Genomic DNA, 13,027 nt, shown 5'->3' on the forward strand with positions numbered 1-13,027 from the left:
CCCACTGGACCGTCAGCCGTACTTCCCCTCGGGCCGATTCCCGACGCGTGCGACCTGTCGGTGCGGCTGACCTCCGGTGAGGGGCGAAGCTCATCGACGCGCTGACGCCGATGCACCACAGCGGCCGTCCCCTCGTCGGCGCCCGACCTGGCAGTCGTCGCAGTGGGCGTGACCGGGCGTCGGGTGGGCGGTTGGGGGCCGCTCGCGTAGGCCTACGTGGAGGTGCCGACCGGGTCGAGTGGTCTGGTGGGCCAGTCGAGCAGACGGGCGCCGATCACCGCGGTCTGCAAGGTGTAGCGGTGGCCGGGGTCGGTCGGGTCGCTGCCGGTCAGGGTGTGGATGCGGTCGAGCCGGTAGGTGAGCGCGCGCACGCTGAGGGACAGCCGCCGGGCCGCGGCCGCGGCCACGCAGCCGCTGTCGAAGTAGGCGGTGAGAGTGTCGAGCAGGGGCCGCGCTCCACCGCGTGCCTGTTCCAGCGGCCCCACGGTGTTGCGTACGAGGTCCATCAGCGCCTGCCGGTCCCTGGCCAGGACGGGGAAGACCAGCAGATCGGCGGCGCGCAGCAACGGCTCGTCGAGGCCCATGCGCTGAGCCACGTCGAGCGCGTTGAGGGCCTCTTCGTAGCTGTGTCCGATGCCGATCGTGCCCGGTCTGGGGCGGCCGATGGCGGCCTGGGCCCGGCCGGCTGCGGCGTAGGCGTGCTTGGCGAAATGCGTGAGGACGTCGTCCTGGTCGGCGGGGGCGATGCACACCATCCGGCCGTCCTTGGTGGTGAACAGGATCCGGCGGTTCTCGAAACGCGCGAACAGCTCGTCGGCCACCTGCCGGGGAACGGGGTCGGTCTCGTCGTACTCCTCCGGCCCCTCGACCACGGCCACCGCGTGGGCGCGGGACAGCCGCAGCCCGAACCGTTCGGAACGCGCGGCGAGTTGGCCCGGGTCGCCGCGACCGTGCAGCAGGTCGTCGATGAACTCCCGGCGGGCGGCCTCTTCTTTGCGGATGACGAGTCGCTGCGCGCGCTCGTATCCGTCGGCGAAGGCGTCCACCGCCTGCTCGACGACGGTGAGGACGCTGTCCGGATCGGCCCCTCGTGGCCGCCCGTCGCGGCCGGCCACGAGGTGCGCGCGTACGAGGGTGCGCCAGCCGAGTCCTGCCTCGGCCGCCCGTGCGCCCAGGGCCCGGCGGGACTCGATCTCGTCGCGGGTCAGGTGGCGTCCGGTGCTCGTGGCGTCCGTCAGGATCGTGGTGAATCCGTCGAGGAACGTCTCCGCCGTGCTCTGGCTGTTCATGTCATCCCCGTTCGGTCGGTATGTCGTCGGCCGCGTGTTTCCCGCGCTCAGCCGTTCGCCCGCACGACTTCGCCGAGCTCGGCCGGCGCAGTCATGCCGGGCGAACTGCCCTTTCTGGCACGGGTGGTGAGGCGGCGGGCGAGGGGTTCGGTCCATCGTGCGGCAAGCGGCCCGAGGACGAGCAGGACAAGGACGTAGGCGGTGGCGAGCGGGCCGATCCCGGGTTCGACGCCGACGGCCAGTCCGGCGATGACGATGGAGAACTCGCCGCGCGCGACCAGCGTGCCGCCGGCCCGCCACCGGCCCCTCACCGATATCCCGGCACGCCGTGCCGCCCAGTAGCCGGTGGCGACCTTCGTCAAGGTGGTGACGGCGGCCAACGCGAGGGCCGGTGCGAGGACCGGGGGGATGTCCGCGGGGTCTGTGTGCAGGCCGAAGAAGACGAAGAACACCGCGGCGAACAGATCCCGCAGGGGCGTGAGAAGGCTGCCGGCACCCTCGGCGACCTCTCCGGACAGTGCGATGCCGACCAGGAACGCGCCCACCGCCGCCGACACCTGCAAGTGCTGGGCGACCCCGGAGACGAGCAGGGCCAGCCCGAAGACGACCAACAGGAGCATCTCGGCGCTGTCGGAGGAAACCGCCCGGCTCACCAACCGGCCATGGCGCAGGGCGACATACATCGTGGGTTCCGGCGCCGAACGCCCGCAGGCGTCCGGCACCGGAACCCTCCGTGGCGCTCCCCGCGACCGATGGTGCCCGTCCGGAGAGGACCCGCACATTGCCTGATTCCGGCAGTTTTCATCGGCGCTTGTTTCCTGAACGCGACTGCCGGACAGGGCATGCCTCCGTGCGAACGGCGAGAACCCGCCCACCGAGCGATCGGTGAGCGGGTCCTCGGGAGACACTCAGTGGGTAATCTCGGCCTTGCCGTTGAGCTGCTCCCCGGCCGTCACCGAGGTGCGCTGAGCGACGCCTTTCAGGAGCTCTGCGAGGTCGACGCCCGTGGTGGAGTTGAGGAGTTCGAGACCCTGGGCGACGTTGTCGGCGACCGCGCGCGGGATACGGCCGGCGCCGTCGATGGAGATGACCGTCATCTTCTGCACCGCGCTGAGCGGTTCGCACGCCTTGGCGACGACCTCCGGCAACACCTCGACGAGCATCTGCAGGATCGCCGCGTCGCCGTACCGCTGATAGGCGTCGGCCTTCTTGTGCATCGCTTCCAGGGCGAGGGCACCACCGAAGCCGGTCATCGCCAGGAGTGCGGCGACGACCGGGAAGGACAACCACCCGTCGAACGCGGCGTCCAGCGCACCGTCGAGCACGCTGTCCAGTACGCCGTCGAAGACCAGCGACAGGGCGAGCAGCAGCACCCCCGTGATGCCGAGTCCGAGAAACCAGGCCATGCGTGCCGTCCCCCTCTCACCCGTCGCTGATCTCCGGCTTGGTGAGATCCTCACACGGGCTGACGGCTCGCTTCACTGCCGCGATTCGGCAGACTTCACGCGCTCTCGATGCCGAACCAGGAGCCCTGAGGCGTCATCTGTCGGCGGCGTCCACGACCGCGCCGAGGTCGACGAACTTGAAGCCGGTCGCCGTACGCGTGCCGCCCTCGCCGTCCGGCACCTCGGGTGTCTCCTGACCGTCCTGGACGACGAGGAGGCCGTGCGGATAGCGGTCACCCAGCGGGGCGTTCAGGACGGCCGCTCCGTCGCACTCCTCCACGCTGTCGAGGGTCGGTGAGGCCGCAGCGATCCGGAAGCCGCCCTCGTACTCGTTGCCTTCGCTCACCTCGCGGTCGTACAGGACAAAAGTGTTGTCGCCTTGGCTGGAGGCAAGCAAGTAGCCGTCTCCGTCCGCCTCTTGATAGTGCGTCAGACCCTCGACGTCGGCCGAGAGGCGGGTGCCGCCGTATCCGGGGTCGGCGCCCGGCGTGCATTCCTCGCTCTCTTCGTCGTACGTCCCCGGCACGCCGTACTCCTTGACCTTGTCCACGAGGACCGGCTTGCCGGTGAGGTCGGCGCGCAGCCGCCAGATGCCCACATCCTCCTGGCCCGCGTAGAGCGTGCCGGTGGCCGGGTCGACGACCATGCCCTCGATCTGCGGGAGTTCGCCGGGCTCCAGGCAAGGGGTCCAGGAGGTGCCGTTCGGGAGCCGGAAGGAGGACGGGAGGTCGAGGGTGCGGACCTTGCGGTAGCCGACGGTGCCGTCGGCGGCCGGGACGAGTTCGAGCAGCGCCAGGCGGGTGCGTTCACGCTGGCTGGCGAGGGCGTACGACCGCCCCGTGGTCGTGTCCTTCCAGGTGGCCAGGCCGTACGCGGTGCGCTGGTCGTTGATCTCGGCCTGGTCGGTGGAGAAGACGGGCGCGGCGGCCGGGTCGGTGATGTCGGTCAGGGGCCCGCCGGGATGGGAGGGGGCGATGCGGTAGATCCGCAGGCGGTCGTTGCCGCGGTCACTCACGACCGCCACGTCGGCTCGGCCTGTCGAGGTCCGCAGGCCGGAGACGAGGTCGACGTTGTTGAAGCGGCCCGGGGCGTCGTCCTCGGAGGGCGGCTTCGGGGCCGGCAGTGACTGCACGAGGCGGGCGTCCAGGTCGTAGACCCGCAGGCCGCCCTCCTTGGCGGTGGCCACGACGAGGCTGCGTCCGGGGTGTGCGGGGTTGCGCCAGATCGCCGGGTCGTCGGCGTCGGAGTTGCCGCCGGCCTCGTCGTCGTAGAGTGCGGCGGTCTCGCTGGTGGCGGTCACCGTCGGCAGGTCCGCCGCAGTCACGGGGGACGCGGCGAGGACAGTTGCCAGAGCGGCGATGACCGCCGCCCTTCGTGCGGTGCGGTGCGTCGTTCTCACGGGCGCTTCCTTACCGTCGAGGGTGCCTTGGACATGCAGATCCTGCGGGCGGAAGGTTGCACACGGAAGACCGTCACCTGTCCATCAGTCGCGGACAGTACGGCAGTTGGCCGACTGAAGTTGGCCGGAAGGCCACCCGACGCCTCGCTGCATCGACACGCATGGGGCAGGCATCACGGGTGGTCTTCAGGGCTGTCCTGTGTACTCCACCGTCTGCTCCTCCTGCACACTCAGCGTGCCGATCGCCGTCGCGCTCACACCGGCCAGGAACGCGACGGCCGTTGCGGCGCCGACAACCGCGAGCAGCAGGCGCGGTCGGCCTCGCCGCACAGGCGGCTGCGGGGCCGGTGCGGGGACAGGCCGTGCGCCCATCGCGAGTTCCCGGCGGGCGGCCACCCATTGCCGGGTCTCCTCGGCGCCGAGGCCGCAAGCGATGAGCAAGGCCACGAGAACGGCCTCACGGGGCAGGCGCTCGCGGCGGAGCATGGTCGCCGCCGTCGAGTACGGGAGCACCTCGCCTGCCGCGTGCGCCGCGCGCTCCAACTCCCGGTAGCTGAGGCCCGACCAGGCCTTGAGACGGCGCAACTCGGCCATGAACGCGGCCTCTCCGGCGGTGGGGTCCGGCACGGGCGGTGGCGTCACAGGGGTGTCCCTCCTCTTAGGTGGACCGCGCTGACCTGCGCGTACAGGAACTCGCACAAGCTCGCACAGCCCCTGTGTTGAAGAGGGCCGGGAGCGGCGGTCAGCCTCGGCTCACATCTGTCGTCGTCGTTGACTTGGAGGCATGTGTGACTCGTCCCGGTTCCCTCGTGCTGTTGCTCGTGCTCGCACTCGTCGGGTGCTCGGATGTCCACACCGTGGCCGGAACAGGGGCCGGCGGCGGGAAAGAGGCAGCCGCCACGGCGCGGGACCCGATCGACCCGGCCGTCGAACGCTTCCTCGATGAGGCACTCCCCGAGGGGCCCGGCATCACGGTGGCCACGGCCCGCGGGGACGAGCTCACGCACTGTGCGGGGCGCGGACTGTCCGACCACGCCGCGAAGACCCCCGCGACCTGCGACACCGTGTACGACGTCATGTCGATCACGAAGCAGTTCACCGCGGCGGCGATCCTGAAGCTGGAGATGAACGGCAAGCTCCACGTCGGGGACCCGATCGGCAGGCATCTCGGGCGCGTGCCCGACGACAAGAAGGACATCACCCTGCACCAGCTCCTCACCCACACGGCGGGTCTGCCCCAGTCGCTCGGCGACGACTACGACCCGCTGACCCGCGCGCAGATGCTGGCCCAGGCGATGAAGGCCCCACTCCAGTCGGGTCCCGGCGAGGAGTTTCACTACTCGAACCTCGGCTACAGCCTGCTCGCCGCGATCGTCGAGAAGGTCTCCGGGCAGAGCTACGAACACTTCCTCGCCCAGCACCTGTTCCGACCCGCCGGGATGACCCGCACCGGTTACGTGCTGCCCGGCTGGAAGCGCGCGCAGGTCGCCGTCGAGTACGACCGGAACGGACGCCCCCAGGGACGGCCGATGGACCACCCGTGGGCGCCCGACGGGCCGTACTGGAATCTGCGCGGCAACGGCGGCATGCTCACCACCGCCCGCGACATGTTCCGCTGGCACCGCGCCCTCACCGGCGAAACCGTCCTGTCCACCGCCGCGAAACAGAAGCTGTTCGCCCCGCATGTGCGGGTGCCCGAGGTGGACGGCGCCTACGGATACGGCTGGGTCGTCATCGACTCCGACGAAGGCCGGTTCGGCTGGCACGACGGGGGCAACGACTGGTCCCTGGCGACCGTCGCGGAGTTCCACCGCGACGAGACGATGGTGTTCTGGGTGAGTAACCAGGCCTACCGCAAGGGAAAGTGGAACCTTGAGGACGGTCACGTCGAGCTGACACAGGACATCGCCGACCGGATAGGGCACGCCACCACCGGTGCCGGGCGTGTCAGCGGCGGACCAGGACCGCGTGCGTGACGGTCGGGGAGCCGACCAACTCGGCGACCCGGTAGCCGTCGATCCCCTCCCCCAGATTCTCGAGCAGCCGCTCCCCACGTCCGATGAGGATCGGCGCGACCGCCAAGTGGAGTTCGTCGATCAGCCTGGCGCGCAGGTACTGCTGGATGACCGCCGCGCCGCCGCCGATCCGGACGTCCTTGCCGTCCGCGGCGTGGAACGCACGCCGCAGCACCGTCTCCACCGGCTCGTCGGTGAAGTGGAAGACGGTTCCGCCGGCCATCTCCAGCTTCGGGCGCAGATGGTGCGTGTGCACGAAAACGTCGTGGTGGTAGGGCGGGTTGTCGCCCCACCAGCCCTTCCAGGACTCGTCCTCCCACGGCCCGCGCTGCGGCCCGAACATGTTCCGCCCCATGATCGTGGCGCCGATGTTCTGGTCGCCGCGGACGAAGTAATCGACATCGATTCCGCTCTTGCCCGCGGCGGTGTCCTCCATCGCGGAGATGAACCAGCTGTGCAGCTCGTCACCCCAGCCGACGCCGTCACCGAAGGGGGCGTCGAGCCGCTGGTTCGTGCCGGCGACGAAGCCGTCGAGCGAGATCGTCACGTTGTGTACCCGGACCTTGGGCATGGTCTTCACCTCTCGTGTTGGTGGCCTTCTCTCACCCCTGCGTCGAACACAGCCTGCCGGGATCGACATCGGCGCGCACATTTTCTTGCGGCGGACCACATCGCTGCCCCGCACACAGCCTCCGGCTCCGGCCGAAGGGCGTCACCGGGTCGCTCAATTCCGTCTGGCTGCGGCCCTGTTGGGGTGCCGACCGGGCCCTCGCCATGACGCCGGGGCGCTGGTAAATCTCCACCCCCTGGATGGCGTAGGCTGTGGGTACCGACGCGGGGTGGAGCAGCTCGGTAGCTCGCTGGGCTCATAACCCAGAGGTCGCAGGTTCAAATCCTGTCCCCGCTACCAGTGACCCGGCCCCCTTCCTTTCCGGAAGGGGGCCGCAGTCGTTTCCGCCCTGCGGACCCAGGTCACCTCAGCCGGGGTGGGGTCACCGGTGGACTGTCGCGGTCAAGCGGCGTAGTGCGGCGTGGGCCGGTGGGCCCCAGGTGGGCTTGCCGCCGGGGCGGCCGTGGACGCCGGCGTCCGCGATGTGGATGCAGGCGAGGGCACGCAGCACCGCCCAGCCGCGGTCGCGGCGTCCGGGGTCGGGCGGTAGGTGTCGTAGAAGCGGTCGACGGCGCCGTCCGGCAGGAGTATCCACGGGGCGGCGAGGTCGCAGGCCGGATCGCCGGCGAAGAGGTCACCGAAGTCGATCACACCGCAGATGGTGCCGTCCGCGGTGAGCACGTTGGCCGGATGCAGGTCGCCATGGAGCCACAGGTCCGGACCCGCCCAGTCGGGGGCCGCGACGGCGTCTTCCCAGACCGCGCGGACGGCGTCCGGGTCGCGGATCAGCCCCAGCTCGGTGGCCGAGCCGAACATCCTGGCGAACCCCTCGGCGTGGTCGGCCAACGGCCCGCCCCGGTCGCGGCCGGCGGGCGCCCCGCTGGGCGCGGGTCGGTGCAGGGCCGTCAGGAAGGCGGCCAAGGTGTCTGCCGCCTCCACGGCACGTGTGGCCGGGGCACGGTCCGCGGGCTCGCCCGGCACCCAGGTGGTGACGATCCAGGGGCGCGGAAACCGCTCGGAGGGCTCGCCAAGGCGCTGCGGGACCGGGACCGGCAGCGGAAGGTGCGGGGCGAGCGCCGGCAGCCAGGTGTGCTCCTTGCGCAGCAGGTCGTCCGCGAACTGCGTTGCCCAGGGCAACCGGACGGCGAGCTCGTCACCGAGGCGCCACAGCTGGTTGTCCCACCCCCGCGCGCCGAGCTTCAGAGGGTGATCGGCCAGGTCGGGATGCTGGTCGCGCAGCAAGCCCCGGACCAGCTCCGCCGTGATCTCGATCTCGGTATGGGTCATGCGAGGAAACCGTAGCCGGGGCGGGATCCGCCGTTCGCGAGGCCACCCTCCGTCAGCGGCTCGCGAAGCGCTCGTGTCGTTCCGGTTCCGCCGTACAGTGGCGGCGGACGAGAGAAGAGATCCTCCGATGGACTCCCGCATATCGCGCATACGCTCCAAGCTGGCGAAGGTGCCGTACCAGGTACAGCGCAGCTATTCGTCGGGCGCGGAGTGTCACGGATTTCGCGTCGGCCCGCGTATCAGGGCCGCGCGGGTGGACGCCTTCGAGGGCGAACACCACATCGCATTGCCGTCGGCCTACCGAGCGTTCCTTGTCGAGCTCGGGGGCAGCGGTGCCGGCCCTTTCGGCGGCCTGCTTCCGCTGGAGGAGTGCAGGCTGTACACCATGGACCGGCAGCCTCCGGACGGCACCGCGCGGGGATTCCATCACGTGAGCCATCCGGACGCGCTGCGAGGCGACCTGTTCCTCCACATCGTCGAGATGGGCGGCACCGACCTGTGCCTCATCGGCGTGACCGGTCCCCTCACCGGCCGCGTCCTCGTCGGCAACGCGGACGGCTTCTGGCCCCCGAACGTCTCCTCGGCCTCCGACTTCCTCGCCTGGTACGAACGTTGGCTGGACCACATGCGGGAGGGCAAGGACAACGCCGCTCTGGGGCTCACCTCCCCTGCGACCGTGGCCAACACCTCCTGGGGTCCCCGTGCCAGGGCCCGGACGTCTGTGCGGTCGCAAGCCCCGGAGAGTTGAGGCGACGGGACGCGAACCCGGGCCGTCGTCAAGGCCCCGGTCACGCAAGCGCGGTGACCGGGGCCTCGGGATCAGTTGTCGCGGAAGGTGCCGGCTGCCGCTAGTTCCGGTACCGGAACACGATCCGGCCGCGCGTCAGGTCGTACGGCGGGAGCTCCACCAGCACGCGGTCCTCCAGCATGATCTTGATGTAGTTCTTGCGGATCTTCCCGCTGATGTGCGCGAGCACCTGGTGACCGTTCTCGAGCTGCACGGTGAACATGGCGCTGCGCAGGCACTCGACGACCTTGCCCTCGACTTCGATGACGTTCTTGTTCTTCGTCATCGCGCCAGCTCCAGGTTGCTGCTCATCGGCCGGGCGCCGATGCCCTCGAACAGCGCCGCGGCCGCGTGGTTGGACTCCTGGACCTCGGTCCAGGCCTCAGTGAACCCCGAACGGTGCAGCGTCCCCAGCGCGTGGGCCAGCAGTGCCCGCCCGATGCCGCGGCGCTGCTCGCCGGCCCGGACCGCGATCAGTCCGATGCGCGGCCGGATCACCGTCACCACCCGGATCAGGCCCAGGTAGCGGCCGGGCGCCGCGGCGACCGCGTATTTCGACGGGTCGACGACGGTGTCGCCTGCGGGGCGCGGGATCACCTCCGCGGGCATCGACTGCCACCCGACGGTTGCCTCGACCTCGTCACGGATCGCGCGGTCCACCGCCCTCAGCAGGTCCTCGTCCGCCTGACCGGCGGGGACGATCGTCACGCCCGGCGGCGGCAGGACTTCGCCGAGCCCTGTGGCACGCGGGTCGGTCGGTACGGCGTACTCCCACTCGCGGCGCCGGATCGTGAACCCGGCCCGCCGCCAGCCGGCCATCAGGTCGACGTCGGCTTCGTCGACGACCGTGTGCAGCGGGGAGGGCAGTTGCGTCAGCATCGCCTCGGCGAGACGGTCGAAGGTGGCGTCGTGCCAGGCGTCGATGCTGACGAACAAGCGTCCGTCGGGCCGGTGCACCGCGTGCCCGCGACCGACCACCAGGTCGTCATCGAGTGCGTGCCATTGCCTGTCCGCGACGCGCGTGATCATCACGGCGTTCTCGCCCAGGCCAGAGGTGAAAGGTTTTGTGTTCATCGGAGTCTCCCTCCAGGAGTGCCTCGATCTCAGGCGCTCCTGGCGACACCGAACGTCAGCCGCCGGACCGTGACGGGTTGGGGGAGCACCCATGGGTAACTGTGTTCACGGGGCTCACCTCCATACGACGACTTCACGGTCCACCGCGAAAGTAGCAGCGGGGTGCGGGCTCGCTCAAAGCCTTTTCCTTGAGCTTGTGCCGCGATCCTGGCGACGGGGGCGTCGAGGTCGTGCAGGGCGCGGCGTTGGCGCTGCGGCCCGGCGAAGTGACCGTTCGGGTGGGACCGAACGGGAGCGGGAAGTCGACGTTGCTGCGTACCCTCGCGCGGCTTCAGCGGCCCCGGTTCGCGACGCTCGTCGTCGACACGGACGTCGACGGCCTTGCCGGGGCAGGGCGGATCCGGACGGCCGGGCGGCGGTGGACCGCGCGCTCGCCATGACGGGCGTCACGGAACTCGAAGGGCGCGGCGTCGAGCATCTGTCCGGAGGGCAGCTCCAGCGCGTCTGGCTCGCCTCCTGTCCGGCGCAGGAGACCGGCGTACTGCTTCTCGACGAGCCGACGAGCACGGGATCGCCGTCGGTGCCGTCCTGCACGACCTGGACCAGGCCGCGGCTGTCGGCGACCGGATCGCGCTCCTTCACGAGGGGCGGTTCATCGCCGAGGACCTGCCCGAGGACGTCCTGACACCGCGGCGGCTGACCGACACGTACGGCATCCGCGTCGAAGTCGACACCGACCCCGTCACGGGCCGGCTGCGCACCCGCGCCGTCGGCCGGCACCACCCGCGAAGCGAAAGGCTCACCACACCCTCATGAGACGCCTGCTGACGACCGCGGCGGCCGCCACCGGCCGAGTTACCGGCGTGCGGCCCCGCTCAATGGTCGAGCGCCTTGCGCAGGCCGCTCCGCGACGCGTCGGCCCATACGGCCGGTAGCTCCCGTTCGCGCCGGTCGGCCACGGCTTGCTCCTGTCCGTGCAACAGACCCCAGACGAAGCCGGTTTCGCCGGCCGCGTGGGCTGCCAGGGCGATCTTCCGCAGGGCGTCCCGTGCCACGACGCTGTCCTGGTGGTCCCCGAGCACCTTCTGGACAGCCTTGACCCGCTTGCCGAGGCGCTTGGCGGGCTTTCCGAGGGCGGCGCGCGCCGGCTCCGTGGCGTACCGCGTCCGTTTGGCCGCCTTGCGGGCCTCGTGGAGGGCCCTGTCGCGATCCGTGCCCGGCGAGAGGTCCAGCGCGTGTTCCATGCGGGCGGACAGCCGGCCGTACTCCTTCACGATGGCCTTGGCCATGACCTTCTTCGGTTTCCGGGCGGCCTTGGCGCGGAGCGGGGGCCGTTCCGTGAGCGTTGCCAGTGAGTCCAGAAGGGCCAGGTAGCGGTCCGAGTTCAGGGCGTCGAGAGTGCGCCGCCGGGCCTTGGAACTCCTGTCGGCGTCCCAGATCTGCAGCCGTGCCGAAACGGGCCCGAAGGCCAACTCCGCTGGCACCGCGTCGATCTTCGTGCTCAGCCGTTCCAGTAGGACCTCCTGGTCGCGTTCCGCGCCCAGCTCACCGCCCAGCCACTTGAGCTCCTTGCGGAGCGGATCGGTGGTCTTCCGGTCCAGGACCGGACGGTAGGAACGCAGGACACTGCGCAGCCGTCGAGTGGCGACGCGCATCTTGTGCACGGAGTCGGGCGCGTCACGCCGTACGGCGGGGTCCAGCGTCACCAGGGTGCGGATCCGTTCGGCCACATAACCGAGGACCGCCTCGCCGGCGGATCCGCGGGCCACGGTCTCTCCGGCGGGTTCGTCCGCCACCCGGGGCGCTCCGACCGCCGTCTCCTGCAGGGCCCGGGCCAGCTTGGACGGGGAGTCGGCACGATGCACGCCGCTCTTGCGCAGCGTCTTGTCCACGACGTCCAAAAGGGCCGGATCACCGTCCTGGGCGAGCTCGACCTCCATCTCGGTCCAGGAGGCGGCGCGCGTGCCGGTGGCCAGCAGTGCCTCGGCACGGACGGCGTCGATGCTCAGCTCGGCGAGAACGGCGTCCTGCGCACCGACGAGCTGCCGCACACCACGAGTGGAACGGATCCGGACGACCGGCCGCAGCTCCGCCCCCCGGGTACGGGAGAGAGCCAGCTCGCGCAGCGCGTCCGGAAGGGTGTCGGAGAGCGGGGCCCGCACCTCTTCCCGGCTGTCTCCCGACAGCGGCAGCTTGAGATGCCACCCCGCGTCCGTCCCGCCCGTCCTTCTGCGGAGCGTGACCGAGGCGCCGGCCAGACGCAGGTCGACGGTGTCGTAGTACACGGCGTCCAAATCCTCGGTGCCCTGATCCACGACGGACGCGATCCCGCCCACACCGGCGAGATCGGGCAGCCAGGTCGTGTCGTCAGCCGACGGGGCCTCGTACTTGCGCTCTGTTTCCTGCTGCGACTCGGTCATTCTCTACACGTACACGCCTGGGCGCCGAACAAACACCGCAGGTCCACCCATCCCGGCCCGGAAGCCGCAGCCGAGCGGGCTTCGCGCCGCCATTCAGCGCAGCAGCGCGCGCCGGACACGGGCTGCGTTCCTAGGGTCACGGTGACGACCACCACCCTCAAGGAGATGTTCATGGGCATACGTACCACCTGCGTCCTCGCGGCGACGGTCATCCTCGCCACCGGCCCGCTCACCGGTCTCGCACACGCTCGAGCCGACCTGGACTGCGTTGACTTCGCCTATCAGGAGGACGCGCAAGCGGAGTTCGACCGCAACCCCAGCGACCCGTACCGCCTGGACGAGGACCAGGGACCGGACGACGGCATCGCCTGCGAGATCCTCCCCCACAGGAGCACCGCGGCCGCGGCGACGGTCACCGCTCTGCCCACCCGCGGCGTCCAAGGCGGCGTCGGAGGCGGCACGGGACCCGCCGACTTCGAGGTGGTGCTCGGCGTCGGCCTTGTCGCCGGGGCCGTTGCGCTGGCCGGTGCGTACACGGTTCGGCGACGCCGAGCCTGCGGCGGTTCACGCAACACCTGACCACCTTGGCGTTCCCGCGCACCGTCGCCGCGCTCCCGGGAGATGGGGGCGGCGGCCCCTGCCGAGCGTCCGGTCAAGGGATCTGTATCGTCCGCTCCGATGCCCCGGGTCCGCAGATCAGC

General features: G+C 70.7%; 11 protein-coding genes, 1 tRNA gene and 3 pseudogenes. 5 read left to right on the top strand and 10 right to left on the bottom strand.

Features of this window, described 5'->3' with window-relative positions; genetic code table 11:
• Positions 1–212: 212 nt before the first annotated feature.
• From OG381_RS04855 to OG381_RS04875, 5 genes and pseudogenes are all read right to left on the bottom strand, one after another.
• Positions 213–1,289, bottom strand: coding sequence for a PucR family transcriptional regulator (locus tag OG381_RS04855; RefSeq protein ID WP_327714849.1), 1,077 nt, complete (start codon positions 1,287–1,289; stop codon positions 213–215).
• A gap of 47 nt (positions 1,290–1,336) precedes the next feature.
• Positions 1,337–1,972: pseudogene (locus tag OG381_RS04860) on the bottom strand (cation:proton antiporter); the annotation flags it as partial.
• 225 nt (positions 1,973–2,197) lie between these two features.
• Complete coding sequence (locus tag OG381_RS04865) at positions 2,198–2,695, bottom strand: flotillin domain-containing protein (protein WP_327714850.1); 498 nt, start codon at positions 2,693–2,695, stop codon at positions 2,198–2,200.
• 133 nt (positions 2,696–2,828) lie between these two features.
• The gene (locus tag OG381_RS04870; protein ID WP_327714851.1) at positions 2,829–4,133 is read right to left on the bottom strand and encodes a phytase; all 1,305 of its coding nucleotides are present in this window, start codon (positions 4,131–4,133) and stop codon (positions 2,829–2,831) included.
• 186 nt (positions 4,134–4,319) lie between these two features.
• A complete protein-coding gene (locus OG381_RS04875; RefSeq protein WP_327714852.1) occupies positions 4,320–4,775 on the bottom strand; it encodes a hypothetical protein in 456 nt (151 codons plus the stop codon).
• 146 nt (positions 4,776–4,921) lie between these two features.
• On the opposite strand from OG381_RS04875, the gene OG381_RS04880 reads away from it, so the two are divergent.
• Complete coding sequence (locus OG381_RS04880) at positions 4,922–6,109, top strand: serine hydrolase domain-containing protein (RefSeq protein WP_327714853.1); 1,188 nt, start codon at positions 4,922–4,924, stop codon at positions 6,107–6,109.
• Here the strand turns inward: OG381_RS04880 and OG381_RS04885 are convergent.
• A complete protein-coding gene (locus OG381_RS04885) occupies positions 6,081–6,719 on the bottom strand; it encodes a dihydrofolate reductase family protein (protein WP_327714854.1) in 639 nt (212 codons plus the stop codon). The two genes, OG381_RS04880 and OG381_RS04885, sit on opposite strands and share 29 nt — an antisense overlap.
• A gap of 262 nt (positions 6,720–6,981) precedes the next feature.
• On the opposite strand from OG381_RS04885, the gene OG381_RS04890 reads away from it, so the two are divergent.
• Positions 6,982–7,058, top strand: a tRNA-Met gene (locus OG381_RS04890).
• An 82-nt stretch (positions 7,059–7,140) separates the two neighbouring features.
• On the opposite strand, the pseudogene OG381_RS04895 reads toward OG381_RS04890, so the two are convergent.
• Positions 7,141–8,045, bottom strand: a pseudogene (locus OG381_RS04895) (aminoglycoside phosphotransferase family protein).
• A gap of 127 nt (positions 8,046–8,172) precedes the next feature.
• Between OG381_RS04895 and OG381_RS04900 the strand changes: the two are divergent.
• A complete protein-coding gene (locus OG381_RS04900) occupies positions 8,173–8,793 on the top strand; it encodes an SMI1/KNR4 family protein (protein WP_327714855.1) in 621 nt (206 codons plus the stop codon).
• A 100-nt stretch (positions 8,794–8,893) separates the two neighbouring features.
• On the opposite strand, the gene infA is transcribed toward OG381_RS04900, so the two are convergent.
• Both infA and OG381_RS04910 read right to left on the bottom strand, forming a co-directional pair.
• Positions 8,894–9,118, bottom strand: a complete 225-nt coding sequence (gene infA, locus OG381_RS04905) for a translation initiation factor IF-1 (RefSeq protein ID WP_327714856.1) — start codon at positions 9,116–9,118, stop codon at positions 8,894–8,896.
• Entirely contained in the window at positions 9,115–9,906 is a 792-nt protein-coding gene (locus OG381_RS04910) for a GNAT family N-acetyltransferase (protein WP_327714857.1), read from the bottom strand. The genes infA and OG381_RS04910 overlap by 4 nt, the downstream gene beginning before the upstream one ends.
• A 188-nt stretch (positions 9,907–10,094) precedes the next feature.
• On the opposite strand from OG381_RS04910, the pseudogene OG381_RS04915 reads away from it, so the two are divergent.
• A pseudogene (locus tag OG381_RS04915) lies at positions 10,095–10,722 on the top strand (ABC transporter ATP-binding protein).
• 59 nt (positions 10,723–10,781) lie between these two features.
• Here the strand turns inward: OG381_RS04915 and OG381_RS04920 are convergent.
• Positions 10,782–12,326 carry a CYTH and CHAD domain-containing protein gene (locus tag OG381_RS04920; RefSeq protein ID WP_327714858.1) on the bottom strand — a complete coding sequence of 515 codons (1,545 nt, stop codon included), beginning with the start codon at positions 12,324–12,326 and terminating at the stop codon, positions 10,782–10,784.
• 171 nt (positions 12,327–12,497) lie between these two features.
• On the opposite strand from OG381_RS04920, the gene OG381_RS04925 reads away from it, so the two are divergent.
• Positions 12,498–12,905, top strand: coding sequence for a hypothetical protein (locus OG381_RS04925; RefSeq protein WP_327714859.1), 408 nt, complete (start codon positions 12,498–12,500; stop codon positions 12,903–12,905).
• Positions 12,906–13,027: the final 122 nt, after the last annotated feature.

It is taken from the genome of Streptomyces sp. NBC_00490, assembly GCF_036013645.1.
Lineage (GTDB): Bacteria > Actinomycetota > Actinomycetes > Streptomycetales > Streptomycetaceae > Streptomyces > Streptomyces canus_F.

Excerpts from the sequence above, each read along its gene's own strand:
- OG381_RS04855 (WP_327714849.1), bottom strand. The coding sequence starts at position 1,289 with ATGAACAGCCAGAGCACGGCGGAGACGTTCCTCGACGGATTCACCACG.
- OG381_RS04920 (WP_327714858.1), bottom strand. The coding sequence starts at position 12,326 with ATGACCGAGTCGCAGCAGGAAACAGAGCGCAAGTACGAGGCCCCGTCG.
- OG381_RS04885 (WP_327714854.1), bottom strand. The coding sequence starts at position 6,719 with ATGCCCAAGGTCCGGGTACACAACGTGACGATCTCGCTCGACGGCTTC.
- OG381_RS04900 (WP_327714855.1), top strand. The coding sequence starts at position 8,173 with ATGGACTCCCGCATATCGCGCATACGCTCCAAGCTGGCGAAGGTGCCG.
- OG381_RS04865 (WP_327714850.1), bottom strand. The coding sequence starts at position 2,695 with ATGGCCTGGTTTCTCGGACTCGGCATCACGGGGGTGCTGCTGCTCGCC.
- OG381_RS04925 (WP_327714859.1), top strand. The coding sequence starts at position 12,498 with ATGGGCATACGTACCACCTGCGTCCTCGCGGCGACGGTCATCCTCGCC.
- infA (WP_327714856.1), bottom strand. The coding sequence starts at position 9,118 with ATGACGAAGAACAAGAACGTCATCGAAGTCGAGGGCAAGGTCGTCGAG.
- OG381_RS04910 (WP_327714857.1), bottom strand. The coding sequence starts at position 9,906 with ATGAACACAAAACCTTTCACCTCTGGCCTGGGCGAGAACGCCGTGATG.